Annotated in this window: 26 protein-coding genes; 15 read left to right on the top strand and 11 right to left on the bottom strand. The window is 59.5% G+C overall.

All coding sequences use genetic code 11. The annotated features are described in order from the left end of the window. Positions 1-474: 474 nt before the first annotated feature. Both KBP52_RS00730 and KBP52_RS00725 read right to left on the bottom strand, forming a co-directional pair. Positions 475-1,398 carry a bifunctional helix-turn-helix transcriptional regulator/GNAT family N-acetyltransferase gene (locus KBP52_RS00730; RefSeq protein ID WP_077572488.1) on the bottom strand — a complete coding sequence of 308 codons (924 nt, stop codon included), beginning with the start codon at positions 1,396-1,398 and terminating at the stop codon, positions 475-477. Positions 1,399-1,465: 67 nt separating this feature from the next. Further along, on the bottom strand, positions 1,466-1,741 hold the full coding sequence (locus KBP52_RS00725; RefSeq protein WP_212621750.1) for a hypothetical protein: 276 nt from the start codon (positions 1,739-1,741) through the stop codon (positions 1,466-1,468). Positions 1,742-1,878: 137 nt separating this feature from the next. Between KBP52_RS00725 and KBP52_RS00720 the strand changes: the two genes are divergently transcribed. Both KBP52_RS00720 and KBP52_RS00715 read left to right on the top strand, forming a co-directional pair. After that, the gene (locus KBP52_RS00720) at positions 1,879-2,715 is read left to right on the top strand and encodes an AraC family transcriptional regulator (RefSeq protein ID WP_212621749.1); all 837 of its coding nucleotides are present in this window, start codon (positions 1,879-1,881) and stop codon (positions 2,713-2,715) included. A 55-nt stretch (positions 2,716-2,770) separates the two neighbouring features. Next, positions 2,771-3,367: a LysE family translocator gene (locus KBP52_RS00715; RefSeq protein ID WP_212621748.1), complete on the top strand. Its 597-nt coding sequence runs from the start codon at positions 2,771-2,773 to the stop codon at positions 3,365-3,367. A 68-nt stretch (positions 3,368-3,435) separates the two neighbouring features. Here KBP52_RS00715 and KBP52_RS00710 read toward each other — a convergent pair whose 3' ends face one another. Next, on the bottom strand, positions 3,436-3,693 hold the full coding sequence (locus KBP52_RS00710) for a hypothetical protein (RefSeq protein WP_249122227.1): 258 nt from the start codon (positions 3,691-3,693) through the stop codon (positions 3,436-3,438). 64 nt (positions 3,694-3,757) lie between these two features. Then, positions 3,758-4,525, bottom strand: coding sequence for an AraC family transcriptional regulator (locus KBP52_RS00705; protein WP_116029681.1), 768 nt, complete (start codon positions 4,523-4,525; stop codon positions 3,758-3,760). 231 nt (positions 4,526-4,756) lie between these two features. On the opposite strand from KBP52_RS00705, the gene KBP52_RS00700 reads away from it, so the two are divergent. From KBP52_RS00700 to KBP52_RS00680, 5 genes are all read left to right on the top strand, one after another. After that, positions 4,757-6,382 (top strand): APC family permease, encoded by a 1,626-nt coding sequence (locus KBP52_RS00700; RefSeq protein ID WP_212621747.1) that lies wholly within the window; start codon positions 4,757-4,759, stop codon positions 6,380-6,382. Between the two features lie 22 nt (positions 6,383-6,404). Next, on the top strand, positions 6,405-7,331 hold the full coding sequence (locus KBP52_RS00695) for a 4-hydroxyproline epimerase (RefSeq protein ID WP_212621746.1): 927 nt from the start codon (positions 6,405-6,407) through the stop codon (positions 7,329-7,331). A gap of 55 nt (positions 7,332-7,386) precedes the next feature. After that, positions 7,387-8,334 carry a dihydrodipicolinate synthase family protein gene (locus tag KBP52_RS00690; RefSeq protein ID WP_212621745.1) on the top strand — a complete coding sequence of 316 codons (948 nt, stop codon included), beginning with the start codon at positions 7,387-7,389 and terminating at the stop codon, positions 8,332-8,334. Between the two features lie 72 nt (positions 8,335-8,406). Continuing rightward, positions 8,407-9,999: an aldehyde dehydrogenase (NADP(+)) gene (locus KBP52_RS00685; protein ID WP_212621744.1), complete on the top strand. Its 1,593-nt coding sequence runs from the start codon at positions 8,407-8,409 to the stop codon at positions 9,997-9,999. Continuing rightward, on the top strand, positions 9,989-11,254 hold the full coding sequence (locus KBP52_RS00680) for an FAD-dependent oxidoreductase (protein ID WP_212621743.1): 1,266 nt from the start codon (positions 9,989-9,991) through the stop codon (positions 11,252-11,254). Before KBP52_RS00685 ends, KBP52_RS00680 begins: the two co-directional genes overlap by 11 nt. A gap of 117 nt (positions 11,255-11,371) precedes the next feature. Here the strand turns inward: KBP52_RS00680 and KBP52_RS00675 are convergent, their stop codons facing one another. Next, entirely contained in the window at positions 11,372-12,310 is a 939-nt protein-coding gene (locus KBP52_RS00675) for a LysR family transcriptional regulator (protein ID WP_077572477.1), read from the bottom strand. Between the two features lie 120 nt (positions 12,311-12,430). Between KBP52_RS00675 and KBP52_RS00670 the strand changes: the two genes are divergently transcribed. After that, positions 12,431-13,357, top strand: a complete 927-nt coding sequence (locus KBP52_RS00670) for an alpha/beta hydrolase (protein WP_212621742.1) — start codon at positions 12,431-12,433, stop codon at positions 13,355-13,357. Positions 13,358-13,467: 110 nt separating this feature from the next. Here the strand turns inward: KBP52_RS00670 and KBP52_RS00665 are convergent, their stop codons facing one another. Then, positions 13,468-14,394, bottom strand: a complete 927-nt coding sequence (locus tag KBP52_RS00665; RefSeq protein WP_212621741.1) for a Gfo/Idh/MocA family oxidoreductase — start codon at positions 14,392-14,394, stop codon at positions 13,468-13,470. A 188-nt stretch (positions 14,395-14,582) separates the two neighbouring features. Between KBP52_RS00665 and KBP52_RS00660 the strand changes: the two genes are divergently transcribed. The 6 genes from KBP52_RS00660 to KBP52_RS00635 all read left to right on the top strand — a co-directional run bounded on the left by KBP52_RS00660 (position 14,583) and on the right by KBP52_RS00635 (position 19,279). After that, positions 14,583-15,632, top strand: a complete 1,050-nt coding sequence (locus KBP52_RS00660) for an NAD(P)-dependent alcohol dehydrogenase (protein WP_150707849.1) — start codon at positions 14,583-14,585, stop codon at positions 15,630-15,632. Positions 15,633-15,755: 123 nt separating this feature from the next. Continuing rightward, a complete protein-coding gene (locus tag KBP52_RS00655) occupies positions 15,756-16,451 on the top strand; it encodes a tRNA (adenine(22)-N(1))-methyltransferase TrmK (protein WP_282961183.1) in 696 nt (231 codons plus the stop codon). Between the two features lie 182 nt (positions 16,452-16,633). Beyond that, entirely contained in the window at positions 16,634-16,849 is a 216-nt protein-coding gene (locus tag KBP52_RS00650) for a 4-oxalocrotonate tautomerase family protein (protein ID WP_212621739.1), read from the top strand. Continuing rightward, the gene (locus KBP52_RS00645) at positions 16,846-17,502 is read left to right on the top strand and encodes a DsbA family oxidoreductase (RefSeq protein WP_212621738.1); all 657 of its coding nucleotides are present in this window, start codon (positions 16,846-16,848) and stop codon (positions 17,500-17,502) included. The genes KBP52_RS00650 and KBP52_RS00645 overlap by 4 nt, the downstream gene beginning before the upstream one ends. 49 nt (positions 17,503-17,551) lie before the next feature. Next, positions 17,552-18,262, top strand: a complete 711-nt coding sequence (locus KBP52_RS00640; RefSeq protein WP_212621737.1) for an SDR family NAD(P)-dependent oxidoreductase — start codon at positions 17,552-17,554, stop codon at positions 18,260-18,262. A 93-nt stretch (positions 18,263-18,355) separates the two neighbouring features. After that, positions 18,356-19,279, top strand: coding sequence for a LysR family transcriptional regulator (locus KBP52_RS00635; protein WP_212621736.1), 924 nt, complete (start codon positions 18,356-18,358; stop codon positions 19,277-19,279). Positions 19,280-19,312: 33 nt separating this feature from the next. Here KBP52_RS00635 and KBP52_RS00630 read toward each other — a convergent pair whose 3' ends face one another. From KBP52_RS00630 to gabT, 3 genes are all read right to left on the bottom strand, one after another. Next, positions 19,313-19,801, bottom strand: a complete 489-nt coding sequence (locus KBP52_RS00630) for an Lrp/AsnC family transcriptional regulator (protein ID WP_016987783.1) — start codon at positions 19,799-19,801, stop codon at positions 19,313-19,315. Positions 19,802-19,845: 44 nt separating this feature from the next. Next, a complete protein-coding gene (locus KBP52_RS00625) occupies positions 19,846-20,502 on the bottom strand; it encodes a 2-haloalkanoic acid dehalogenase (RefSeq protein WP_180699161.1) in 657 nt (218 codons plus the stop codon). Positions 20,503-20,597: 95 nt separating this feature from the next. After that, complete coding sequence (gene gabT, locus KBP52_RS00620; RefSeq protein ID WP_212621735.1) at positions 20,598-21,890, bottom strand: 4-aminobutyrate--2-oxoglutarate transaminase; 1,293 nt, start codon at positions 21,888-21,890, stop codon at positions 20,598-20,600. Positions 21,891-22,161: 271 nt separating this feature from the next. Here gabT and KBP52_RS00615 point away from each other — a divergent pair, with 271 nt between their 5' ends. After that, on the top strand, positions 22,162-23,088 hold the full coding sequence (locus KBP52_RS00615) for a glyoxylate/hydroxypyruvate reductase A (protein WP_212621734.1): 927 nt from the start codon (positions 22,162-22,164) through the stop codon (positions 23,086-23,088). A 119-nt stretch (positions 23,089-23,207) separates the two neighbouring features. Here KBP52_RS00615 and KBP52_RS00610 read toward each other — a convergent pair whose 3' ends face one another. Continuing rightward, complete coding sequence (locus KBP52_RS00610) at positions 23,208-24,287, bottom strand: tartrate dehydrogenase (RefSeq protein ID WP_150709123.1); 1,080 nt, start codon at positions 24,285-24,287, stop codon at positions 23,208-23,210. Between the two features lie 26 nt (positions 24,288-24,313). Further along, complete coding sequence (locus tag KBP52_RS00605; protein WP_077572466.1) at positions 24,314-25,771, bottom strand: NAD-dependent succinate-semialdehyde dehydrogenase; 1,458 nt, start codon at positions 25,769-25,771, stop codon at positions 24,314-24,316. Positions 25,772-25,857: the final 86 nt, after the last annotated feature.

The raw sequence follows: 25,857 nt of genomic DNA, 5'->3' as shown, positions 1-25,857 counted from the left end.
GCTGGGGGCCAAACCTCCGGCAAACTTACCGGATCATGCTTGCCTTCAGCCTGCACGTTAAAGCAGCTAGTGAGGCGGCCGGTTGAAATCCCTCCGAAACATCATTCCGGCACGGGTGCAAAACCGTGTCAAAGGGCATGAAACCGTTTAGTCACCAGCCTGGCCTCACCGCTACTCGAACAAGTGAGCGCCCGCATCATAACCTTCATTCAAAGGTTTTCAGGAAAAGTAATTTTCTGTTTTGTTAATCATTATTTCTGCCAGCTTTTTCTGCAAATGAAATAGCGCAAACAACCAGCTTCATACAAACTTTAACCTTGCAAGGGGGCACAAAGACTCCTACCATGAGCGAACGTTAAAGCAGCTAGTGAAGCAACAAACCTCGGTCGCAAACCAAGGTTTACAAAAGAACCGCCCCGCAAAGGCGGTTTTTTTTCGTCTGCCCTTTCACTGCATCCGCCGATGAAAATCAGATCACAACACCCGTGCCCACGTCTGACTCAGCAGATCCTTGCCAAAGCTGTGAACCGCTTCTTCCTCCACCAGTTCAAACCCGGCCTGCTGATAAATCTTGCGTGCAGCCGTCAGGTTGCTGGTCGTCCACAGGGTCATTTTCTGGTAGCCAATCTGCCGGGCAAAGCGCAGGCACTCTTCGACCAGACGACTGCCAATGCCCAAGCCCCGCGCGCTGGCATCGACGTAGAGCATGCGCAGTTTGGCGGTCGTTTCATCCTGGCGGACGATGAACACGGAGCCGATGACCTTGCCGTCCTTTTCCGCAATCCAGCAGCGCTCGCTCGTCGGGTCGTAATCACGCAGGTACTTGGCGACCACCTCGGCCACCAGCGTTTCGAACTCCGAATTCCAGCCGTATTCGCGGCTATACAGCGCGGCTTGTTGTTGCATCACCGTACCCATGTCGCCGGGCTGCGGATCGCGTAATACGTAGGTTGAGTCTTTGTTGCCTTGCAGCAGTGTCTGGATCAGCGTCATGGCGCCGATCAGTTGTTTCTGCTGCGGTTCAGACAATCGCTCGAGCATGGCGACGATCTGTTCGCGGGAGGCCTTTTCCAGCGGAATCAGGATTTCACGGCCCAAATCGGTTAAGTGCAATTGTGCAGCGCGGGCATCCGTGGGCGACGGCACTTTCTGGATCAAGCCGCGCTTTTCGAAACCGCTGATGATGCGGCTCATGTAGCCGGCGTCCAGGCCGAGCATCTGGCGCAGGTCGGCACTGGTCAGGTCACCGCGCGAGGCCAATTCATACAAGATGCGCAGCTCAGTCAGCGAGTAGTCGCTTTGCAGCAGATGCTCCTGCAATACGCCGATCTGATGGGTGTAGAAGCGGTTGAAGCCGCGTACAACGTCGGCTTGCTGGAGGAGATGGCTGCTGGACATGGCAAATGCTCAGTTAATTGCTTAAAGCAACTATATATTTGCCTCAAGCAACCATGTCAACAGAAAGCTATTTGCACTTGGCCAAGACCACCTGACAGGTGTTCGGCGTGCCCCCGGAGCGCCCGGCATAACGGATGCAGTTGTTCATCGATTTCTGCCGGGCCATGTTCAAACTGGAGCCCCAGGCCAGACCGCCCTCGCCGACCGACGGCAAGGCTTTGGCGTAGCAGGCATCGCCAACACCGGATGGTGGATAGTGTTTTCGGCTGGAGCAGCCTGCGCCAAGCGTCAGGCTAAGACCGATCAGGGTGAGCATGCCCCAGAACGAGCATCGGTTAATCATCGCATTCCACCTGCCGGCAAAGGGGTCGAGACCTACAGAGTCTAGCCCCCTCACATGCACAAATCTTCTAAACGCCCTTCACCATTGCGCGGTATTTTATGGAGCCGCACCTTTCAATGGCGAACACTGGAGCCTTCGTGGATAAACGCAACTGGATCGAACTGTCCCAGGATGTCGACACCGGGATTGAATCGATTCGCGCTCACTTTGAGGGCCATGCCTACGATCCGCACTGGCATGACAGTTTCCTCGTCGGCGTCACCGAGCAAGGTGTGCAGCAGTTCAATTGTCGCCGTGTGCGCCATCGCAGTACGCCGGGCAACGTGTTCTTGCTGGAGCCGGGGGAAATCCACGATGGGCAAGCGCCGACCGAGGAAGGTTTTACCTATTCGATGCTCTACCTCGATCCACATTGGCTGGAGCGTGAACTGCACGCGCTGTTCGAAGACGCACCGTCCGACAGCCAGCCCGGTTTTGCCGACACGCTGAGCCAGGACCCGCGTCTGGCCACAGCGATTAGTCAAGCCTTCCATGCGTTGCATGACGGTGATCTGCGTATCGTCCGGCAAACCGCCATCGACGGATTGCTGAGCTCGCTCACGCGCCATCTCGACTGGCGCAAGCGCCAGGCTTTCGATCCGCGTCTGCCATTGGTGGCGCAACTGGCGCGGGATTATCTGCACGCGCATACCTATGAAGATATCGGTCTCGATGATCTCGCGCGGGTCTGCGCAGTGGACCGCTTTCGCCTCAGCCGCGCCTTCAAGTCTGCTTTTGGCCTGGCGCCGCACGCGTACCTGATCCAGTTGCGTCTGGCCAAGGCGCGGCAGTTGCTGGCCCGGGGTGAAACGCCGGCGCAGGTCGCCAGCGTGCTCGGTTTTGCTGACCAGAGTCACCTCGGGCGCTGGTTCCGCCGCGCCTACCAACTCACTCCCGCCGACTACCGCAAGCGCTGCTCAAACCTTCCAGACTGACGCACGTCAACTGGCGATCATGGATGCCTGTTTTCATTTTCAGGGAATCCGGATCATGGCGTCATTACTGCCCTTTCTGCTGTTTGCTTTCGTTGCCTCGATCACGCCGGGGCCGACCAATATTCTGGTGTTGAGCCACAGTTCGCGCCAAGGCCTGCTCGCCACGTTGCCGATCATTTTTGGCGCCTGCGCGGCGGCGGCGCTGATTGTGTTGGTGGTCGGCCTCGGTGCCGGCGAAACCTTGCTGCGCTACCCGCGTGTGCAGCAAGCCATGGCCTGGGTCGGTGTGCTCTGGTTGAGCTGGCTGGCGTGGCAGATCTTCCGCAGCACGCCGCCATCGCTGGACCCTACGGATACGCAGGAAGAAGGTTTCAGCGTGCTGGGCGCCGCCATGCTGCAACTGGTCAATCCCAAGGTATGGATGATGGCTGTAGCGGTGGTCAGCGTGTTTGTCGGCGGTGGCGACCAGACCTTGCGGCTGCTGGTGTTGTCGCTGGCGTTTCTGTTGGTGTCGCTGCCGTGCATGACGTTCTGGGCGTTACTGGGTGTGGGCAGCGCGCGGTTGATGGGATCGCCGAAAGCGTTCAAGCGGATGAACGCGACGCTGGCGTTGTTGCTGCTGCTCTCGACATGGCTGAGCGTATTGGCCTGACAACGCTGTCCTTGCAGGAGCAGCCTGCGGCAGCTCCTGCATTGATGTCGCGATATTGTCGTGCAGCATTACTCATCGTTCTGGCTGGTGTCCCAACCGCGATCCCGATAGCTGGTTTTATCGTGCTCTGGAAAATCGGTCGTCCATACTCCCCAATCCATGTATGCGAAGTACTTGGTCATCGCTTCAAAATAGCTGTCGGCAGTGACTTCCCAGACTAGTTTCGACCCCGGAGCAAGAAGCGCTCGCGCCTCATCGCCATGAGGCCCGGACACCACAAATAACTCTAAGCCATCAGGCTCCAGCCACAGTTCATGATTCAACATTCATTCTCGCCTTTCCAGATCAGGCCAACAGTACCCGAAAAACTGTTTGCGCCTCAGTCAGTCTCTATCCCGTTGCCTGCCGATACTCGCGCGGCGTAAACCCGGTCGAGGCCTTGAACTGCCGAGTGAAGGCGCTGTGATCGGTATAGCCGCATTGCAGCGCCACATCAGTAATCGGCAGGTCAGTGTGTAGCAAGCGGTGCGCGTGTTCGAGGCGCACTTTCTGGATCATCTGCCGTGGCGTCAGGTGGAACACCCGTTTGCAGTAACGCTCCAGTTGCGCGACTGAAATACCGGCGATGCGGGTCAGTTCACCGAGGGTCACGCGTCGATTGAAATTCGCGCGGATGTGCTCATCGACTGCCGCAAGCCGCTCGAATGCCGGGTGCGTTTCACTGGCCGATTGCAGGTCCACGGAAATCCCCGCCAGGCCAATGATCACCCCGTCACGGTTGTACAGCGGCTGCTTGTGCGTCAGGCACCAACCCGGTTCGCGACTGCCGTACAGATGCAGTTCGAGCTGGTCCTCCAGCACAAAGCCCTCTTCCAGCACTTTGCGATCCTGCTCGGTATAGCCCGGCCCGAGTTGCGCCGGGAACACCTGCGCGCTGGTCTTGCCCAGTAACGGACGCAAATCCTTCAAGCCACAGCGCTGCACCAGCGTGCGATTCGCGAGCACATAACGGGCCTGCACATCCTTGATGAAAATCGCCGCGTTAGGGATCACATCGAGCATCGGCAACAACAGCGCCGCACCGGCCAACAACTCCTCCAGTGTCTGCGGACGATGCCCATCAATGCCTTGAGACAGGATCGAGAACGCCTGTTGCATCAAAGATTCCCCTCGTTACGTGGATGGACGAAGCGCCCGCCATGCGGCCTTCGCGTGCAGATTGCAGCATCGCTCAAGACCTGTCGAGGGCCACGTTTCGCCAGTGCGATTGTGCTGATTTCGTCATCGAAGCCACCGCAAAACATCAATCGCCACACCATCGATGAGTTCAAAGTCTGGCCGTCCCAGTGACACAACTGCCTATCCAATAACTCACAAGAAGGCGATGCCATGTCAGGCCAAGGCAAGTTCAAAAAACAGCTTTCACTGATCGACCTCACATTTATCGGGCTCGGTGCGATTTTCGGTTCGGGCTGGTTGTTCGCGGCCAGTCATGTGTCCGCCATTGCCGGGCCGGCGGGGATTTTTTCCTGGCTGCTGGGCGGTTTTGCCGTGTTGTTGCTGGGCATCGTCTATTGCGAGCTGGGCGCTGCATTGCCGCGAGCCGGCGGCGTGGTGCGTTATCCGGTTTACTCCCACGGGCCGCTGCTTGGCTACCTGATGGGCTTCATCACCCTGATCGCCTTTTCCAGCCTGGTAGCGATCGAAGTGGTTGCCTCGCGCCAATACGCGGCGGCATGGTTTCCCGAGCTGACCAAGGCTGGCAGCGGCGATCCGACGATCCTCGGCTGGATGGTGCAGTTCGGCCTTCTGTGCGTGTTTTTCCTGCTCAACTACCGCAGCGTGAAAACCTTCGCCAAGGCCAACAATCTGGTCAGCGTGTTCAAGTTCATCGTGCCGCTGCTGGTGATCGGCGTGCTGTTCAGCTTCTTCAAACCGGCGAATTTCCAAGTACAAGGTTTCGCCCCGTTCGGCTTGTCCGGTATCGAAATGGCGGTGTCGGCGGGTGGTGTGATTTTCGCTTACCTGGGGCTGACGCCGATCATCTCGGTGGCCAGTGAAGTGAAGAATCCACAGCGCACCATTCCCATCGCACTGATCCTCTCGGTGCTGCTGTCGACGCTGATTTACGTGCTGCTGCAAATGGCCTTTCTCGGCAGCATCCCGACGGAAATGCTCGCCAACGGTTGGGCCGGTATCAGCAAGGAATTTTCCCTGCCGTACCGCGACATCGCACTGGCACTGGGTGTGGGCTGGCTGGCGTATCTGGTGGTGGCCGACGCGGTGATCTCGCCGAGCGGCTGCGGCAACATCTACATGAACGCCACCCCGCGCGTGATCTATGGCTGGGCGCAGACCGGGACCTTCTTCAAAGTCTTCACCCACATCGATGAGAAGTCCGGCATCCCGCGCCCGGCGCTGTGGCTGACCTTCGCCCTGTCGGTGTTCTGGACCCTGCCGTTTCCGTCCTGGGAAGCGCTGATCAATGTGGTTTCCGCTGCGCTGGTGCTGAGCTACGCCGTGGCGCCGGTGACCGTGGCCGCGCTGCGCCGTAATGCGCCAGACATGCCACGACCGTTCCGGGTCAAGTGCATGGGCGTGCTCGGGCCGGTGTCATTCATCATCGCCGCGCTGATTGTCTACTGGTCGGGCTGGAACACTGTGTCGTGGCTGCTCGGCCTGCAAATCCTGATGTTCGTTGTGTATCTGCTGTGCGGTCGTTTTGTGCCGACCGCTCACCTCAATCTGGCCAGCCAAGTGCGTTCCTCGGCATGGTTGATCGCCTTCTATGCGGTGACCATCGTGCTGTCGAAACTCGGCACCTTCGGCGGCCTCGGCATCCTCGCCCATCCATTCGACACCCTTGTCGTCGCGGCGTGTGCCACCGGCATTTACTACTGGGGCGCGGCGACCGGTGTACCGGCGCATCTGCTGCGTCTGGAAGAGGACGATGAGGAAAGCGAAGTCAACGCCCCTGCCTCGACCGTTTCTGCACGCCCTGCCGGCGCCTACTGAAATCACCTAAAGGAATCTATCCATGAAAGAACTACACGTCATTGATTCCCACACCGGCGGTGAACCCACGCGTCTGGTGATGACAGGCTTCCCCGATCTGCCCGGCAACAGCATGGTCGAGAAACGCGATGCGCTGCGCACTCAGCATGATCAATGGCGCCGCGCCTGCCTGCTGGAACCGCGCGGCAACGATGTGCTGGTCGGCGCGTTGTATTGCGCGCCGGTCTCGCCGGACGCCACGTGCGGGGTGATTTTCTTCAACAATGCCGGTTATCTGGGCATGTGCGGCCACGGAACGATTGGCCTGATCAACTCGTTGCAGTACTTGGGGAAAATCGAACCGGGCGTGCACAAGATCGACACGCCCGTCGGCCCAGTCAGCGCCACGTTGCATGAGGACGGAACCGTCACCTTGGGCAACGTCCCCGCTTATCGCCACGGCAAACAGGTGCCGGTGGATGTGCCGGGTTACGGCCGCGTATTCGGCGATATCGCTTACGGCGGCAACTGGTTTTTCCTCGTCTCCGAGCACGGCCAGACGCTGACCATGGACAACGTCGAACACCTCACCGCTTACACCTGGGCAATGCTCAAGGCCCTTGAAGACCAAGGCATTTTCGGCGAGGACGGTGCCGTCATCGATCACATCGAACTGTTCGCCGATGACGATCGGGCCGACAGCCGCAACTTCGTCATGTGCCCCGGCAAAGCCTACGACCGCTCACCGTGCGGCACCGGCACCAGCGCCAAACTCGCCTGCCTCGCCGCCGACGACAAGCTGCAACCCGGCGCAACCTGGGTGCAGGCGAGTATCACCGGCAGCCAGTTCGAAGGCCGCTTCGAATGGCAAGGCGAACGCATTCGTCCGTACATCACCGGCCGCGCTTACATGACCGCCGACAGCACCCTGCTGATTGACGAAACAGACCCGTTCGCGTGGGGCATCTGAGCCACCGCGCAGACTTTTCACCTTACTTTGAATGATGTGCCAAGGAGTTAAAACAATGAGCGACAACATCTTCACCGGTTGCATGCCGGCCCTGATGACCCCGTGCACCGCCCAGCGCAAACCCGACTTCGACGCGTTGGTGGCCAAGGGTCGCGAACTGATCGATATCGGCATGAGCGCCGTGGTTTATTGCGGTTCGATGGGCGACTGGCCGTTGCTCACCGAGGCTGAACGGCAGGAAGGCGTGGCGCGTCTGGTGGCTGCCGGCATTCCAACGATTGTCGGCACCGGCGCAGTGAACTCACGCGAAGCGGTTTCCCATGCAGCGCACGCGGCGAAAGTCGGCGCGCAGGGTTTGATGGTGATTCCGCGCGTACTGTCCCGTGGTGCTTCGCCGACCGCGCAAAAAGCCCACTTCGCCGCGATTCTGCAAGCCGCGCCGAACCTGCCAGCAGTGATCTACAACAGCCCTTACTACGGCTTCGCCACCCGCGCCGACCTGTTCTTCGAACTGCGTCGCGAGTACCCGAACCTGATCGGCTTCAAGGAATTCGGCGGTGGCGCCGACCTGCGTTACGCCGCCGAAAACATCACCTCCAAAGATGAAGACGTGACCCTGATGGTCGGCGTCGACACCCAAGTGGTGCATGGTTTCGTCAACTGCAACGCCACCGGCGCGATCACCGGTATCGGCAACGCCCTGCCCCGCGAGGTGCTGCAATTGGTCGCGCTGAGCAAGCAAGCGGCCAAGGGTGATGCCAAGGCCCGTCGTCAGGCGCGGGAGCTGGAATCGGCGCTGGCAGTGCTGTCGTCGTTCGATGAAGGCTGCGATCTGGTGCTGTATTACAAGCACCTGATGGTGCTCAACGGCGACAAGGAATACACCCTGCATTTCAACGAAACCGATGCATTGAGCGACTCGCAACGGCGTTATGCCGAGAAGCAGTATTCGCTGTTCCGTCACTGGTACGAGAACTGGTCGGCGGAACAGAATTTCGCCTGATCAACACCTCCTCACCTGCCGTTATGCGTTGCGCTACGCGGCAGGCATTTCCCTTTTTCTCAGGAAGACACCATGACTCTGACGGGCCACATGCTGATCGGGCTGCACTCGGTTGCGGGCAATCGCGCCGCCATTCACGGGATCAATCCGGCCACCGATGAAGCGCTGGAACCGGCGTATGCCGGAGGATCGACGGAGCATGTCGAACAGGCCTGTGCTCTGGCTTGGGCAGCGTTCGATGTTTATCGCGAAACTACCCTGAATGTCCGCGCCGAATTTCTGGAAAGCATTGCCGAGAAAATCGAAGCCCTCGGCGATGAACTGATTGACCGTGCCCATGCCGAAAGCGGTCTGCCGCGTGCACGGTTACTGGGTGAACGCGGGCGTACTTGTCAGCAATTAAGAATGTTCGCCCGCACGGTTCGCGCCGGTGAATGGCTGGATGTGCGCGTCGATAGCGCGCAGCCGCAGCGCCAACCGCTGCCGCGCACAGATCTGCGTCAACGGCAGATTGCACTGGGGCCGGTCGCGGTGTTCGGCGCGAGCAACTTCCCGCTAGCGTTCTCAGTGGCCGGCGGTGACACCGCATCGGCACTGGCCGCCGGTTGCCCGGTGATCGTCAAGGCGCACAGTGCCCATCCCGGCACCAGCGAACTGGTCGGTCGCGCAGTGGCGCGGGCAGTGAAAGCCTGTGGTTTGCCGGAAGGCGTGTTCTCGTTGCTGTACGGTTCCGGCCGCGAAGTGGGCATTGCGCTGGTCACTGATCCACGGATCAAAGCAGTGGGTTTCACCGGCTCGCGCAGCGGCGGTCTGGCGTTGATTCAAGCGGCGCAAGCGCGGCCCGAACCGATTCCGGTGTACGCGGAAATGAGTTCGATCAATCCGGTGCTGTTGTTTCCGGCGGCGCTGGAGAATCGCACGCAGGCGTTGGCTGAAGGGTTTGTGGCGTCGCTGATGCTGGGCGCGGGCCAGTTCTGCACCAATCCGGGCTTGGTGATTGCCTTGAAAGGACCGGCACTGGACAAGTTTATCGCCGCCACCGCCGAGATCATTCAACGCAGCCCGGCGCAGACCATGCTGACACCGGGCATTTCCAGCGCTTACGAATCTGCCGTGAATGCACTGGCCGAGAATGCCAGTGCGAACATCGCCGGTGTTGGTCAGACCGGCAACGGCCCGAACCAATGTCAGGCCCATGTATTCGTGACCGAAGCCGCCGACTTTCTCGCCGATCACCGCCTGCAAGCCGAAGCCTTCGGTGCAGCTGCGTTGATTGTGCAATGCGAAAGTGAAGCTGAAATCCGTCAGGTCAGCGAACACCTGGAAGGCCAGTTGACCGCCACGTTGCACCTTGATGACCAAGACCTGGAACAGGCACGCGCCCTGCTGCCAACACTGGAACGCAAGGCCGGTCGCTTGCTGATCAATGGCTGGCCCACCGGGGTCGAGGTGTGTGACGCAATGGTGCATGGCGGGCCGTTCCCGGCCACCTCCGACTCGCGTACGACATCCGTCGGTACAGCGGCGATCCAGCGTTTTCTGCGCCCGGTCTGCTATCAGGACTTCCCCGACAGCCTGTTGCCGACCGCACTGAAGCAGGCCAATCCGCTGCAATTGCGGCGTCTGCTCGATGGGCAAAGGGAAGCGCAGCACTATGGCGAATAACGTCTCCCACGACATCGCCGTGGTCGGCGCCGGCATCATCGGCGTCGCCTGCGCACTACGTCTGGCTCGCAAAGGGTTGCGCGTGGTGGTGATCGATCAGCAGCCACCCGGCCACGGCGCCTCGTTCGGCAACGCCGGGCATCTGGCGACCGAGCAGGTGTTTCCGATTGCCGACGCGTCCATCCTCAAGCGCCTGCCGGCCATGCTGATGGATCCGATGGGACCGTTGCGACTGGACTGGAAATACCTGCCGCGCGCCTTGCCATGGTTCACCCGCCTGCTGCTGAACCTGCGCCCGGCGCCGTTTCAGAACACTGTGGCAGGCTTGCGCGCCCTGAATGAAAGCAGTCTGGAGGCCTGGCAGCGCTTGCTCGCCGACATCCAGCGGCCGGACCTGCTGAAGATCGATGGTTCGTTACTGGTGTTCGAACGTCCCGAATCGCGTCAGGCAATCCAGGCATTACAGGCTCGACTGCATCAGCAGCAGGTGCCGGTCGATTACTGGCAGGCCGGCGCCATCCGCGAAACCGCGCCGCAACTCAGCGAACAGATTCAGGGCGGCTTGTTTTTCCCCCGCACCGGGCACTTCATCGATCCATATCGCGTGGTCTGTGAACTGGTCGAAGCAGCCAAGGCCAGCGGTGTGAGTTTTGTCCAGCAACAGGTTCAGGGCGGCTACGTGCAGGAGCACGGGGTGACGCTCACCACCGGCAATGGCTGTCTGACTGCCAGCCGCGTGCTGATTGCCTGCGGTGCGCACTCAGCGAAACTCACCGCCGCCCTCACCGGCAAAAAAGTACCGCTGGACACCGAGCGCGGGTATCACCTGATGCTGCCTCAGGAACACGACCGACTGCCCTTCCCCGTCACCTCGCTGGAGCGCAAGTTCATCATGACGCCGATGTCCGAAGGCTTGCGCCTGGCCGGCACCGTCGAGTTCGCCGGTCTGGAAAAACCGCCGAGCATGGAACGCGCGTGGCAGTTGCATCGGTTGAGTCAGGGCTTGTTTCGCAAGGATCTGAGCGCTGAAGCGGCGACGCCGTGGATGGGTTTTCGACCGTCGTTGCCGGATTCGTTGCCGGTGATTGATCAGGTGTGTGAGGGCAAGGTGTTGCTTGCGTTCGGGCATCAGCATCTGGGGCTGACACAGGCGGCGGTGACGGCGGAGATGGTGGTGCGGATGGCTCGGCCAGCAACGACGCATCAGGTGACTGATCTGACGGCAGATGAACGCTTCAGACTCGATCGTTTCTGAACGGCGGGTGCCGATGCGATTGAGCGTCTGCCCTCAAGTGATCGGTTGTAACGCTTCTATCAGCGCTCCTGACAACATTGCAACTAGCCGTTCCGCCGGGAGCATCAGCTCCCCTTTTCATACAGCGCCAATATCATCAACCAGACATTGTTCCCACGGCGGACAAGGAGACCACGCGTCTAAAAGCTTATCGATGAACAGGCGGATCTTGGGCGAAAGATGTCGTTTGCTGGGATAGATGATCCGGATGGGTTCTGCGGCCTCAGCGTATTCTTCGAGCAGTTGAACAAGCTTGCCGCTGCGTAGTTGGTGGCTCACTACGTACGACGGCAGTGTCGCAATACCCAAGCCCGCCATCGCGCACTCATGCAGCGCTTCCGCGCTGTCCATCTGTAGCCGCCCACCTTGAGTAAAGGCAACCGCTTGGCCGTCTACTCGAAAATTCCATGGAAGTAATCGTCCCCCGCTGACGAAATGCAGACATTCGTGCGTGGACAGTTCTTCGGGCGTTTGCGGCCGTGGATGCTCAGCCAGATAGTGGGGTGAAGCACAGGTGATCATCTGCTGGTACGCCACGGTGCGTGTCAGCAATCGAGAATCCTCTTTGGGCGGGCCAATTCGCATGGCCAGATCAAACCCCTCATCAATGAGGTCTACCAGTCGGTCGGAAAACGTAACGTCGACACTTAGCGAAGGCCAGTCCTTCAGACAGCATTCGATATGCGGGAGAACGTGAAGCCTACCCAGTGCGACCGGCAGACTCATACGCAATCGCCCACTGGGTGTCGAGCGACGAAACGCCAGTGCATCTTCGACATCGTCAAGATCTTGAAGGATGCCAACGCAGCGCTCGTAGAGAACCTGACCGTCGTCCGTCAGGCTCAGACTGCGGGTTGTGCGGTTGAGTAACCGCACTTGCAATCGAGCTTCCAGCCTGACAATCGATTTACCCACTGCCGAACGAGTGAGACCTAATTGCTTGGCAGCTGCGGTAAAGCTTCCGGCATTTACAGAACTCACAAAAGCCGCGATGTCGTTCAGGTTATGAATTTCCATACTTCCTCACTCGATCAACGTTCGGGCGCCCCGGCACTCGCTATGGGGAACCCTATTCCCCAATCAAGAGAATAGTATCTCAATTAGCCAATCCAACGCCCTCCTTCAATCGAGATCACTATGAATACGAAAGTAAAAGCAGCCGTTCAAACCTGGGCCAACAGCCTGAGCGATTTGATACCTGTCCTCAAAGGCATTGATACCACCACGAAAATGAGCGATATCCGCGACGCCTACGCAGGAATGCTCGCGCAAAATCCAGCGCCCACCGGCGTCAGGTTCGAAGCAGTCGACATGGGCGGTGTTCCAGGGACCCTGGTGACACCCGATGAAGTCAAGACCGACGCAGTTGTGATGTACATCCATGGCGGGGCGTATATTGTCGGCCGTCCAGATGGCTACCACGGCATTGGTGGCAACTACGCGAAAATGCTGGGTGCTCGTGTATACATGCCTGACTACCGCCTGGCCCCGGAGCACAAATTCCCCGCATCCATCGACGACACACTGCGCGCCTACGAATGGTTGCTTGAGCAGAAAATCCCGGCTGAAAAAATCGCGTTTTCCGGCGAGTCGGCTGGCGGCGCAATGGTAGTAAGCGTGATGGTGGCGGCCAAATCCAAAGGGCTTGCGTTACCTGCGGTGGGTTCTTCGATCTCGCCTTGGGCAAATCTCGAACACACCGGCGCCTCTATGAGCAACCGTGAGGGCCTGGATCCGCTGAATTCCAAGCCTGTTCTGGATATTCTTGCCAGAACATTCCTTGGCGAGACACTGGCCAACCATCCTCTGGCATCGCCGGTTTTCGCGGACGTCACTGGACTCCCACCCATTCTGATTCAGATTGGCGAGAACGAGCTGATGCTGAGTGACGCGATACGGCTTGCCAGCCATCTGGCGGACAACCGTGTCCGAGTCAATCTCGAGGTATGGCCTGCCATGTTCCACGCCTGGCACTTCTACTCGGCCATGCTGCCAGAAGGTCAACAGGCAATGGAGAGCTCAGTACGTTTCATTGAGGCGGGTCTGGCCGAAGCCAATCGCTGAGTAGAAATTCAGACTGCGGGAGCTTTTCAGTTCCCGCAGTTCTGCCTTCAATAGAGCGTCGGCAAGGCAAAACAAGTAAAGAGCGATTGACCGGTTCGTTGCCCGTCGCACTAATCGTAAAACGCCTCAACCAACACCCGACTGCCGACAAAGAAACTGTCCGCCACCAAGCGCAACGGCTGCACATCCAGGTCACTGGCCTTGTCGCCAATCAACTGCTGAAAATGTCGGTACACCGCCGCGTACTCACCCTCCTCCGACACGGCCTGACGCACGCCATCGATGCTCAACAACGCGCCGCCGTTATCCAGACGCAGAACACCCTCGGCGCAACGAACTTCGATACTCCACAGCTCATCATGGCCATGGTCGAAGTCGAACTCCGCACGCACATCGAGTTGATGTGCATCAGCCATTTTGATCGACGCAGCGATTGGCGACTGGCAGTTGTTCGGTACGCGCAGCTCAGCCGATTCGACAAACAGCGGCAGCTTCAGCAAATGGGTGACGATCGACAAAGCATTGATGCCCGGATCGAATACGCCGAGGCCGCCGGGTTGCCAGATCCATGTCTGGCCGGGGTGCCATTTGCGCACGTCTTCTTTCCAGTCGATCTGCACGCTTTGCAAAGTGCGCGAGGCGAGCCATTCGCGCGCAGCTTCGATACCGGGCGCGTAGCGTGAATGCCAGGCAAACAACGCGCTGACACCCTGCTCCGCTGCCTGATCAACCAAGGCCAGCGCCTCGCCCAACGTGGCGCACGGGGGCTTCTCGACCAACACGTGTTTACCGGCGGCCAGCGCTTTCTGCACCAACGCAAAACGACCTTGCGGCGGCGTACAAAAGGCAATCGCGTCCACCGACGGGCCGTTTTCCAGCAACTCACTCAACGATTGGAAATTTTCCACGCCAGCACAAGGCTTGCCTTGGGTGGCGATGGAGACCAACTGGAAAGCGGGATTGGCGAGGATTGCCGGGACGTGTTGATCCTGGGCGATCTTGCCGTAGCCCACCAGACCGAGACGGATTGGTTGCATCAATGACTCCTGTTTTGATTTTGTTGTCGTCAGTGAATCGGGAGATTACCTGCAAACAGCGCAAGCGTCTGTCCGCGCAATGTCACAACAACGCACAGGATCAGGCAAGGATTGCACAGGAATGCACTAGTGCCCGCAGCGCTGAAGCAGAAACAATGCCTTACGACAAACCGATCGAGGATGTTCCCATGCTTGTACAAGCCTACGGCGCCCACGCGGGCGATAAACCCCTTGAACCGATGCAGATCAACCGCCGCGCGCCGGCCGCCCATGATGTGCAGATCGACATTGCGTTCTGTGGCATCTGCCATTCCGACCTGCATCAGGTACGGGCGGAATGGGCCGGCACGCAATTTCCTTGCGTCCCGGGCCACGAAATCGTCGGCCGCGTGTCGGCCGTTGGCGCGCATGTCGCGGACTACAAGGTCGGTGATCTGGTCGGCGTCGGTTGCATCGTCGACAGCTGCAAACATTGCGATGACTGCGAAAGCGGTCTGGAAAACTACTGCGACGGCATGATCGGCACCTACAACTTCCCGACTCCGGATGCACCGGGCTGGACGCTGGGCGGCTACTCGCAAAACATCGTTGTGCATGAACGCTACGTGCTGCGCATCCGTCATCCCGAGGCACAACTGGCCGCTGTCGCACCGCTGCTGTGCGCGGGCATCACCACCTACTCGCCGCTGCGTCACTGGAATGCGGGACCGGGCAAGAAAGTCGGCGTGGTTGGCATCGGTGGCCTTGGCCACATGGGCATCAAACTGGCTCACGCTCTGGGTGCCCACGTTGTCGCGTTCACTACCTCTGAATCGAAACGCGAAGCGGCGAAAGCGCTGGGCGCCGATGAAGTGGTGGTGTCGCGCAATGCCGAAGAAATGGCCGCCCACGCCAAGAGTTTCGACTTGATCCTCAACACCGTCGCGGCGCCGCACGATCTCGACGCATTTCTGGTGCTGCTCAAGCGTGACGGTGCGTTGACGCTGGTCGGTGCGCCGGCCACTTCGCACCCGTCGCCGAACGTGTTCAACCTGATCATGAAGCGCCGCACGATTGCCGGTTCGATGATTGGCGGCATTGCCGAAACTCAGGAGATGCTCGATTTCTGCGCCGAGCACGGCATCGTTTCCGACATCGAACTGATCCGTGCCGACCAGATCAACGACGCCTACGAGCGCATGCTCCAGGGCGATGTGAAATATCGTTTCGTGATCGACAACGCAACGTTGGCGGGCTAAGCCTCAGCGCCCATTGGCCATTAAGCGCGGCCAATGGGCCATTGAATTCCGTCGCCGGGATTTGACAGGTCCGGCGTTGCTCGCCAGAGTCGCACCCCTTTGCCTGCCATCAAGGGGTTGCCGTTGAACGAACAGACATTGTCCATGCGCCTTGAGCGCGTGGCTGCCCACGTACCGGCCGGTGCCCGGCTGGCCGATATCGGCTCGGACCACGGCTATCTGCCGGTGGCGCTGATGCGTCGTGGTTTGATCACTGCGGCCGTGGCTGGCGAAGTCGCGGCAACGCCGTTCCACGCGGCTGAACGCACTGTGCGCGAGAACGATCTGCAGCAGCACATCAGTGTGCGCCGGGCCAATGGTCTGGCAGCAATCAAACCTGACGACGGCATCACCGCCATCACGATCTGCGGCATGGGCGGCGAAACCATCCGCGACATCCTCGACAGCGGCAAGGCCCACCTCAACGGCCAGGAACGTCTGATCCTGCAACCCAACGGCGGCGAACAACCCTTGCGCCAGTGGCTGATGGAAAACGGCTACCGCATCCTCAGCGAAGAGCTGCTGCGGGAAAACCGCTTCGACTACGAAATCATCGTCGCCGAACGCGCTGAACCGGTGACCTATACCGACCAGGAACTGTACTTCGGCCCCTTGCAGATGCAGACCCGCAGCCCCGAGTTTCTGCGCAAATGGCAGCACAAACTTCACCATAAGCAGAAGACGCTGAGCGAACTCGCCCATGCGCAGCAGGGTTTACCGGATGGAAAGGTGCAAGACCTGACGCAACAGACACGCTGGATTAGCGAACTGCTGGCCTGAGCGCCGGCGTTTTCGCACTGAGACAGCGCGTGCACAGGATGACTGCTCGCGCGCCCTCATTTGATACACGACATCACAAATGATGTACCTCAAGCCCCATTTATCAATTCTCCCCTGCCTTTTAAAGTCCTCTCCAACAGCCGCCCATCACTCCGACGGGCCAGCGACTGGAGATACCCCAAATGCCTTTCATCAGCGTACGTATCACCCGTGACGGCGTGACCCGGGAACAGAAATCCCAGGTCATCAAGGAAATCACCGAAACGATGCAGCGGGTGCTGCACAAGGATCCGAAACTCACCCACATCGTGATCGAGGAAGTCGACACCGATAACTGGGGTTATGCCGGCATCACCACCACCGAATATCGCCAACAGTTGGCGGACTCGCAGTCATGAGCCGGGCAGTGAAAATCGATTTCGTCTCGGATGTCGTTTGCCCCTGGTGCGCGTTGGGCGTCACCGCTCTGGAGCAAGCGATCAAGAATCTGGCGGGCGAAGTCGATGTGGAGTTGACCTACAAACCGTTCGAACTGAATCCCGACATGCCCGCCGAAGGTGAACACGCCATCGAGCACATGATGCGCAAATACGGGCGCAGCGCTGAGCAAGTGGCGGATCGCAACGCGATGATCATCGAGCGCGGTGAGCAGATCGGCTTTCACTTCGACCTGGAAAAACGCAGCCATTTCCACAACACCTTCGATGCCCATCGATTGCTGTTCTGGGCCGCCACACAAGGACGTCAGCGTGAGTTGAAGCAAGCCTTGCTCAAGGCCTACTTCACTGACGGCATGAACCCGAATGACCACGCCACGCTGGTGATGCTGGCAGGCGCAGTCGGGCTCGATAGCGAGCGCGCACAAGAGGTGCTGGCCAACGCTGAGTTCAGCCAGGCCGTGCGCGAACTTGAACGGTTTTATCAGCAGCGCGGCATCGATTCGGTTCCGGCCATGGTGATCGACGACAAACAGGTCATCCCCGGTTCCCAGTCCGTCGCTTATTACCAGCAAGCGTTACGTCAAGCTGCGCAGATTGCGGCTCACGCCTGACACCCGAACTTCGTTTTTTCAAACCATTCAGATTGCATGAGGAAACATCATGAACAGGTCCAACAAAGTTGTAGTGATTACCGGCGCTTCGCAAGGCATTGGCGCAGGTCTGGTCAAGGGTTTCCGTGAACGCGGCTATCAGGTTGTCGCGACCTCGCGCTCGATCAAACCGTCCACCGACCCGGATATTCTCGCCGTCGCCGGTGACATCGCCGACCCGCAGACCGCCGAGCGCGTGATCCGCGAAGCCGTTGCACGTTTCGGGCGCATCGACACGCTGGTCAATAACGCCGGGATATTCGTCGCCAAGCCTTTCACCGAGTACAGCCAGGCAGACTACGCACAAGTGGTGGCGACCAACATGAGCGGCTTCTTCCACATCTCGCAATTGGCGATTGCCGAAATGGAGAAAAACGCCAGCGGCCATATCGTCAGCGTCACCACCAGCCTGGTCGACCACGCGATTGACGGCGTACCGTCGGTGCTCGCTTCGCTGACCAAGGGTGGCATTAATGCAGCGACCAAATCCTTGGCCATCGAGTACGCCAAGCGTGGTATTCGGGTCAACGCGGTATCGCCCGGCATCATCAAAACGCCGATGCACGGCGAAGAGACGCACGCCGCCCTCGGCAGCCTGCACCCGGTCGGACATATGGGCGAGATCGACGACATCGTGCAAGCGATCCTCTATCTGGACGGCGCTAACTTCGTGACCGGCGAAATCCTCCATGTCGACGGTGGTCAAAGCGCTGGCCATTGATTCCTCCCCGCAGCACTGCCGGTGTGTACCGGCGGTGCCGCTTCATGAGATAAGCCTGAAGATGAACCCTCCGTTGATCCTCAGGCTTATCCCATGAAGCGCCACTTTGAAGACTTGCAGTTGGGCAGCATCGAACTCTTTTGCCTCGCCGCTGAAGCCGGCAGTTTCACCGCCGCCGCCCAGCTTGCAGGCGTGACGCCGGCCGCCGTGAGCCGGTCGATTCTGCGTCTGGAACAACGCTTGGGTTCACGCTTGTTCGCGCGAACCACGCGCAGCATTCGCTTGACCGAGGCCGGCAGAAACTTTTTCGTCCAGTGCAGCCAGGCCCTGACCCAACTGGTCGAAGCGCAACAAGAAGTCATGGGCGCACAGTCGTCACCGTCAGGGCTGTTGCGCATCAGCCTGCCCACCACTTACGGGCATCACCGTATCCTGCCGCTGTTGCCGAAATTCCGCGCGCTCTATCCCGACGTCACCGTCGACATCCACTTGGGCAACCGCAATATCGACTTCGTCGGCGAAGGTTATGATCTGGCGATCCGCGTGCGCGCCCAACCGGATTCGACCATGGTCGCGCGGCTGCTGGAGGATGCAAAACTGGTGGTAGTCGCCTCGCCCGATTATTTGAAAAAGGCTGGCACACCGCAGACGCTGGAGGATCTGGTGCAACACGAATGCATTCAGTTCGAACTGCCGAGCAGCGGGCGGCGAATATCTTGGCTGTTTCAGGAAGACGGGCAGGATCGTGAAGTGTTTTCCGACGGTGGTTACTCGTGCTCCGACGATGTACTGGGCGGAGTCACCTTGGCCAAACATGGTGCCGGGGTCTTTCAGACTTACAAGTTCATCGTCGAAAAGGAGCTGGCCGACGGCAGTCTCGTCGAGGTTCTCCAGCCGTATGCCGGGCGCTCGCGTCCCTATACATTGTTGTACCCGCACGGCCGCTATGTGCCGCAACGGGTCAGGGCGTTTGTTGATTTTCTGCTGCAGTTTCGTGATGAGTGGGCCGGGAATTAGCGCTGAAGCCCACGTGGTGGCAGTCACTGCCGTTCAGTGCCGCAGCAACTTGCGTAGCGGCACGCCATCCTTGAGTACGGGCGACTTGATGACGATGTAACTGAAGTACTTGGAAATGCCGATATTCTTGTCCAGCAAGCTTTCGATCACTTCCTGATAATGCTGGATGCTGCGGGTCATGAAGCGCACCAGATAATCGTAGCCACCGCTGATCAAATGACATTCAAGCACTTCGTCGACCAAACGAATATTCGATTCGAATTTGGCGAAATCCTCGCGTTTGTGATCGCTCAAGGTGATTTCGGTAAACACCGTGACCGAGTCGGTGATCTTCGCCAGATTCAGGTGCGCTTTGTAGCTGGAAATATAACCCGCTGATTCCAGTCGCTTGACCCGTTGCAGACACGGACTGGCCGACAGCCCGACGGCATCGGCCAGGCTGACGTTGGTCATGCGGCCATCCTTCTGCAACTCGACAAGAATGCTGATGTCGATCCGGTCCAGTTTTACTATCCCTTCCATTGCATACCTCTGACTGCCATTTGTAGGACAATCTTCTAGCAAAATCAGCGCCGTAATGACAGCTGATGCTGAGTCACCAGGTCTGCCATGCTGTTGATGCAGTATTGCGCCGAGCAGGGCGTGGGTTGCCTGCCCCGATCACGACTGATCAGGCACACGTCATTCTCCAACCCTCGGCGCGCACCTGCGCGCGTGATATGGAGAATGTCGCCCGGTGCCAGTGCGTTGGCGATCAGCCAATTGGCGTCCTGCAACGGTGCGTCGGCCAATGAAATGAAGTCGTCGGCATTGATCCCCAAACGCTCGCACAGCGGGCCACGATCTTCGGCATCGCGGTCACCCTGGACCAGCAGGCGGTAGAACTTGCGCAGGTACAACATCGCACCTGGCGCGTCTTCGAACAATGACCATGCCGCCACCGACCGGGCGAAGCTCATGCCCTCCTCCCAACTGGCATTCAAGCCCCAGCGTTCGGCGAGTTGACGATGGGCGAAACACAACATGCCACTGAAGCCTAGCTCAGCGAAACGCGGATACAGCGCATGCAGCACTTCGCGGTATTCAGCCAGCACCTGATCCTTGTCCGGATGACCACCCCGACTGACCAGCAGCGGTAGCAATGCCGTCCAGACCCCCGAGTCGCGGTCGACCAGCGCTTCATCGCAATCAATGAGCAACGCTCGATAATCAATCAGTCCCATGGCGTGCGAAGCCTCCAATGATGCATTCCATCCGTCCATGCTCCACAAATGCTCACAAGCGATGCGCTGGCGCACCGCCGCGAGCGCACAGGCACTCAGTTCAAGACGCGTGCCAAGGCGCTGTCGAGAATCTGCAAGGCTTCGTCGATCTGCGCCGGCGTGGCCACCAGTGGCGCGAGAAAACGCAGAACATTGCGGTGCACACCGCACTTGATCACCAGCAAGCCGCCCTTGCGCGCCTCATCGATCAAGCGTTGATTCAGATCCGCGTCGGGTGTACGTGCGTCGTCAGGCTTGATCAACTCGATCGCCAGCATGAACCCCGTACCGCGCACGTCGCCGATTTGCGCGTAACGGCTCTGCAACTGCAACAAGCCTTGACGCAAGTGCTCGCCCAGCGCCTCGCCGCGTGCCAGCAACTGCTCCTCCTCAAAGGCCTCGATCACCGCCAGCGCCGCTGCGCATGACAACGCGTTGCCGCCGTAAGTGCCGCCCAGACCTCCGGGCAACGGCGCGTCCATGATGGCCGCTTTACCGACCACCCCCGACAGCGGCAAACCACCGGCCAGACTTTTCGCCACGGTTACCAGATCAGGCTGGATGCCCGCGTGCTGGAAACCGAACCATTTGCCCGTGCGGCCGAACCCCGTCTGGATTTCATCAAGAATCAGCACGATGCCGTGTTTTTCGGTCAGCGCGCGCAGGGCCTGCAGAAACTCGGCCGGTGCCGCAAGAAAGCCGCCGTCGCCTTGCACGGGTTCGATGATGATGGCAGCCACCCGCTCAGGCGCCACTTGCGTTGCGAACAGTTCCTCAAGGGCCTTGAGCGCCATGTCACTGGTCAGGCCGCGATAGGCATTCGGGTAAGGCGTGTGAAAAACCTCCGGTGCAAACGGGCCGAAGTTCTGTTTGTAAGGCTGGCTCATGCCGGTCAGCGTGGTGCCCAGCAAGGTACGACCATGGAAGCCGCCACGAAAAGCAATCACCGCCGAACGGCCGGTGTGAGCCCTGGCGATTTTCACTGCGTTCTCGACCGCTTCGGCGCCGGAGGTGAAGAACGCGGCCTTATAGGCTTGCTGGCCACCGATCATTTCACACAGACGCTGGGCCAGATCCAGATAAGGTTGATAGGCGACCACCTGGAAGCAGGCGTGCGAAATCTTGTGTAATTGCTGCTGCACCGCCGCCACCACTTTGGGATGGTTGTGACCGATGTTCAACACGCCGATGCCGCCGACAAAATCCAGGTAGCGCTTGCCGTCCACGTCCCACAACTCGGCGCCCTGGCCGCGATCAATCACCAATGGGTGAGCGGTAACCAGGCCACGCGGCACGAATTGATCGCGCTGACGGAGCAAATGAGGGGTGTCGTCGACTTTGCTATTCATGGCATTTCCCATCGTGAGTCCGGCAACCTGGAGGTGGTTGCGATGGTGTTCAGATTAAGGCTTGTGCGAAACGAACTACGCCGAACTTCCCCCCTGAGAAATTCGGATCGACTGTTTTGACCCTGCCAAACGGCAGATTCCTTCAGCCCGCCGAATCTGCCGCCGTTGCGTTCATCGAGCGTGACGCAGACCGTTTGCACCGACGCTTTCGACAGATCCTGCGCCGGCATTGCGCGATCATGAAAGCACCTACCCCTTTCAGGAATTGCTCATGGCCCTGCTTTATAAAGCTGACCCTGTACGCGGCGAACAGTGGCAAGCGTTGTTCGCCGAATACGCCCCGGACATCGAATGGCGCGCCTGGCCAAATATCGGCGATCCGGCCGACATTGATTACCTGGCTGCGTGGCAAGCGCCGGACGATCTGGCTGCGGTGTTGCCAAACCTGAAAGTGTTGTTCGCGCTGTCGGCCGGTGTCGATCAACTCGATCTGAGCCGCCTTCCACCCAGCCTGCCAGTGGTGCGCCTGCTTGATCCCGGCATCACCCGTGGCATGTGCGAATACGCCAGTTTCGCCGTGCTCAGCCTGCACCGCGACATGCTGCGATACCGTCAGCAACAAAACGCGCGTTGCTGGCAGGCGCACATGCTGCAACCGGCGCACACGCGGCGGGTCGGGGTAATGGGGCTCGGTGCGCAGGCGCAACAGATTCTGGCGACGTTGCAGCCGCTGGGCTTCGCGTTGAAAGGCTGGGCGCGCAGCCGCCATCAAATTGCCGGTGTGGATTGCTTCGCGGGTGACGCGCAACTGTCGGCGTTTCTCAGCCAGTGCGACATTCTCCTGTGCGTGTTACCGCTGACCGAACAGACCCAAGGGATTCTTGATCGTGACGTGTTCCGGCAACTGCCCCACGGTGCGGCGCTGATCAATATGGGCCGTGGTGGGCATCTGGTGGAAAGCGATCTGTTGCAAGCACTGGACAGCGGACAGCTCAGTGGCGCGGTGCTTGATGTATTACAGGAAGAACCAGCTCCGGCGGATCATCCGTTCTGGGCGCATCCAAAGATTCTGCTGACGCCGCACATTGCGGCGATGACGCAACCGCAAACCGCATTTGCAGTGTTGCTGGAAAACATTCGCCGGTTTCAGCGCGGGCAGCCGATGGCGGGCCAGATCGACCGCCAGCAGGGTTACTGAAAACATCAATAACCCAAGTGTGCGAGCCTGCTCACGAATGCGCATCGTCAGTTGATCGTCTCCGGGCTGACACCGCTTTCGCGAGCAGGCTCGCTCCCCCAAGCGGAATTGATGTGGGCTCAAAGGATGTCGGCGATGGCTTTACCGACGTCTTGCGTCGCGCCTTTTCCGCCGAGATCCGGGGTAATCGGCCCGTCGGCAATCACCTGCTCGATTGCCCGCAATATCCCGTCATGCGCGGCCCGATAACGCTCATCACCGTTGCCGAGAAAATCGAGCATCAACGCACCGGACCAGATCATCGCAATCGGGTTGGCAATGTTCTGCCCGTAGATATCCGGCGCCGAACCATGCACCGGTTCGAACAACGAGGGAAAACGGCGCTCAGGATCAAGGTTGGCCGAAGGCGCAATGCCAATGGTTCCGGCACACGCCGGCCCCAGGTCGGACAGGATGTCACCAAACAGATTCGAGGCCACGACCACATCAAATCGATCCGGTTGCAAGACGAACCGTGCGCAGAGGATATCGATGTGTTGCTTGTCCCAGGTAACTTGCGGGTAGTTCGCCGCCATCAACGCGGTGCGCTCGTCCCAGTAGGGCATGCTGATGGAAATGCCGTTGGACTTGGTCGCCGCCGTCAGACGCTGGCGCGGACGGGTCTGGGCCAGATCGAAAGCGAATTTCAGAATTCGGTCGACACCGCGACGAGTGAACACTGACTCTTGCAGCACGAACTCATGCTCGGTGCCTTCGAACATTTTTCCGCCTACCGAGGAATACTCGCCCTCCGTGTTCTCGCGGATCACCACGAAGTCGATGTCGCCCGGTTCGCGCCCGGCCAGCGGGCACGGAACACCAGGAAACAGGCGCACCGGACGGATATTCACGTATTGGTCGAAATCGCGGCGAAACTTCAGCAGTGATCCCCACAGCGAAATGTGATCGGGCACCTTGTCTGGCCAGCCGACGGCGCCGAAATAAATCGCGTCGAAGCCCTTGAGCTGCTCAAACCAGTCATCGGGCATCATCTGCCCATGCTCCAGGTAGTAATCGCAGTTGGCCCATTCAAGAACTTCAATGTTCAAGTCCAACTGCCATTTGTTCGCAGCCTTCTCCAGCACACGCAAACCTTCGGGCAACACTTCCTTGCCAATGCCGTCGCCGGCAATCGCGGCGATCTTGAATGCCTTGCTCATTGAACCTGCCTCCCCGTGCATGTGAATTACAGCCCGCCGATGTGGAAGGCTTTGACTTCAAGGTATTCATCCAGGCCGTACTTGCTGCCCTCGCGGCCCAGCCCCGATTGCTTGATACCGCCGAACGGCGCGACGTCCATGGAGATGATTCCGGTATTGAGGCCGACCATGCCGAACTCCAGCGCTTCGCCGAACCGCCAGGAGCGGCGCAGATCCTGGGTGAAATAGTAGGCACCCAAGCCATACGGCGTGGCATTGGCCAGGGCGAGCGCTTGCGCCTCATTGTCAAACCGCATCAACGGCGCCACCGGGCCGAAGGTTTCTTCGTTGGCCAGCAGCATGCCGGCATGGGCATCGCCCAGAACGGTGGGTTGCACGAACTGACTGCTGGCATCAGGCATGCCGCCACAGAGCAAGCGCGCGCCCTGGGTCAGCGCATCGTCGATGTGCCGCGCGACTTTGTTTACTGCGGCCGGGTTGATCAGCGGGCCAATCGTGACGTCAGCCTCCAGGCCATTACCGACCTTGAGCTTGCCGACCTCTTCCACCAGTCGCTGAGCGAAGCGTTCATAGATGCCGTTTTGCACAAGAATGCGGTTGGCACACACGCAAGTCTGGCCGGCATTGCGAAATTTGCTGAGCATGACCCCGGCCACGGCCTGCTCCAGATCGGCGTCATCGAAGACAATGAAGGGCGCGTTACCGCCCAACTCCAGACTCAAGCGCTTGATATGCTCGGCGCTCTGGCGCATCAGCAAACGCCCTACAGGGGTCGAGCCGGTAAAGGAAATCTTGCGAACTGTCGGGTTGCCGGTCAGCTCTTCGCCAATGCCGGCGGGCATTCCGGTCACCACATTGAACACACCGGCCGGAATACCGACACGCTCTGCCAATACCGCCAGCGCCAGCGCCGACAACGGTGTGAGATCCGACGGTTTGACAATGATCGGGCAACCCGCCGCCAGCGCCGGCGCGCATTTTCGGGTGATCATCGCATTGGGGAAGTTCCACGGCGTGATCGCCGCGCAGACGCCGACCGGTTGTTTCAAGGTCAGCAGCCGACGGTCGCCGCCAGGTGCCGGCATGGTTTCGCCGTAGACCCGGCGGGCCTCTTCAGCGAACCACTTGACGAACCCGGCACCGTAGCGGATTTCGCCTTTGGCCTCGCTCAGCGGCTTGCCCTGTTCGCAGGTCATGATCAGTGCCAGATCATCGAGGTTGTCGACCATGGCCTGATACCAACGCTCGAGCAAAGTGGCGCGCTCGGCGGCCGGGCGCGCACGCCAGGCTGGCCAGGCCTTGTCGGCGGCCTCGATGGCGCGGCGGGTCTCCGCGCCTTGCATGGCCGGCACCCGGGCAAGCAACTGACCGCTGGCCGGATCAATAACGTCAATGGTCGCGGCGTCATCGGCGCCGATCCACTGCCCGTCTACATAAGCGAGTTCTGCCAAAAGGCTGGAGTCTTTCAAACGATTCTTGAGCATGGTCGAGTCCTGATTCGAGACAGGCTCCAGTCTAGGGAGGTACTGCGGGGGAGGATGCTGAAAGCGCTTTGAGGACGGCGTCGGAT

The sequence above is a fragment of the Pseudomonas sp. SCA2728.1_7 genome (genome assembly GCF_018138145.1).
GTDB classification, from domain to species: Bacteria; Pseudomonadota; Gammaproteobacteria; order Pseudomonadales; family Pseudomonadaceae; genus Aquipseudomonas; species Aquipseudomonas koreensis_A.
This window is presented reverse-complemented; position numbering and strand designations above follow the sequence as displayed.

Excerpts from the sequence above, each read along its gene's own strand:
- KBP52_RS00730 (WP_077572488.1), bottom strand. The coding sequence starts at position 1,398 with ATGTCCAGCAGCCATCTCCTCCAGCAAGCCGACGTTGTACGCGGCTTC.
- KBP52_RS00725 (WP_212621750.1), bottom strand. The coding sequence starts at position 1,741 with ATGATTAACCGATGCTCGTTCTGGGGCATGCTCACCCTGATCGGTCTT.
- KBP52_RS00715 (WP_212621748.1), top strand. The coding sequence starts at position 2,771 with ATGGCGTCATTACTGCCCTTTCTGCTGTTTGCTTTCGTTGCCTCGATC.
- KBP52_RS00710 (WP_249122227.1), bottom strand. The coding sequence starts at position 3,693 with ATGTTGAATCATGAACTGTGGCTGGAGCCTGATGGCTTAGAGTTATTT.
- KBP52_RS00705 (WP_116029681.1), bottom strand. The coding sequence starts at position 4,525 with ATGCAACAGGCGTTCTCGATCCTGTCTCAAGGCATTGATGGGCATCGT.
- KBP52_RS00700 (WP_212621747.1), top strand. The coding sequence starts at position 4,757 with ATGTCAGGCCAAGGCAAGTTCAAAAAACAGCTTTCACTGATCGACCTC.
- KBP52_RS00695 (WP_212621746.1), top strand. The coding sequence starts at position 6,405 with ATGAAAGAACTACACGTCATTGATTCCCACACCGGCGGTGAACCCACG.
- KBP52_RS00690 (WP_212621745.1), top strand. The coding sequence starts at position 7,387 with ATGAGCGACAACATCTTCACCGGTTGCATGCCGGCCCTGATGACCCCG.
- KBP52_RS00685 (WP_212621744.1), top strand. The coding sequence starts at position 8,407 with ATGACTCTGACGGGCCACATGCTGATCGGGCTGCACTCGGTTGCGGGC.
- KBP52_RS00680 (WP_212621743.1), top strand. The coding sequence starts at position 9,989 with ATGGCGAATAACGTCTCCCACGACATCGCCGTGGTCGGCGCCGGCATC.
- KBP52_RS00675 (WP_077572477.1), bottom strand. The coding sequence starts at position 12,310 with ATGGAAATTCATAACCTGAACGACATCGCGGCTTTTGTGAGTTCTGTA.
- KBP52_RS00670 (WP_212621742.1), top strand. The coding sequence starts at position 12,431 with ATGAATACGAAAGTAAAAGCAGCCGTTCAAACCTGGGCCAACAGCCTG.
- KBP52_RS00665 (WP_212621741.1), bottom strand. The coding sequence starts at position 14,394 with ATGCAACCAATCCGTCTCGGTCTGGTGGGCTACGGCAAGATCGCCCAG.
- KBP52_RS00660 (WP_150707849.1), top strand. The coding sequence starts at position 14,583 with ATGCTTGTACAAGCCTACGGCGCCCACGCGGGCGATAAACCCCTTGAA.
- KBP52_RS00650 (WP_212621739.1), top strand. The coding sequence starts at position 16,634 with ATGCCTTTCATCAGCGTACGTATCACCCGTGACGGCGTGACCCGGGAA.
- KBP52_RS00645 (WP_212621738.1), top strand. The coding sequence starts at position 16,846 with ATGAGCCGGGCAGTGAAAATCGATTTCGTCTCGGATGTCGTTTGCCCC.
- KBP52_RS00640 (WP_212621737.1), top strand. The coding sequence starts at position 17,552 with ATGAACAGGTCCAACAAAGTTGTAGTGATTACCGGCGCTTCGCAAGGC.
- KBP52_RS00635 (WP_212621736.1), top strand. The coding sequence starts at position 18,356 with ATGAAGCGCCACTTTGAAGACTTGCAGTTGGGCAGCATCGAACTCTTT.
- KBP52_RS00630 (WP_016987783.1), bottom strand. The coding sequence starts at position 19,801 with ATGGAAGGGATAGTAAAACTGGACCGGATCGACATCAGCATTCTTGTC.
- KBP52_RS00625 (WP_180699161.1), bottom strand. The coding sequence starts at position 20,502 with ATGGGACTGATTGATTATCGAGCGTTGCTCATTGATTGCGATGAAGCG.
- gabT (WP_212621735.1), bottom strand. The coding sequence starts at position 21,890 with ATGAATAGCAAAGTCGACGACACCCCTCATTTGCTCCGTCAGCGCGAT.
- KBP52_RS00615 (WP_212621734.1), top strand. The coding sequence starts at position 22,162 with ATGGCCCTGCTTTATAAAGCTGACCCTGTACGCGGCGAACAGTGGCAA.
- KBP52_RS00610 (WP_150709123.1), bottom strand. The coding sequence starts at position 24,287 with ATGAGCAAGGCATTCAAGATCGCCGCGATTGCCGGCGACGGCATTGGC.
- KBP52_RS00605 (WP_077572466.1), bottom strand. The coding sequence starts at position 25,771 with ATGCTCAAGAATCGTTTGAAAGACTCCAGCCTTTTGGCAGAACTCGCT.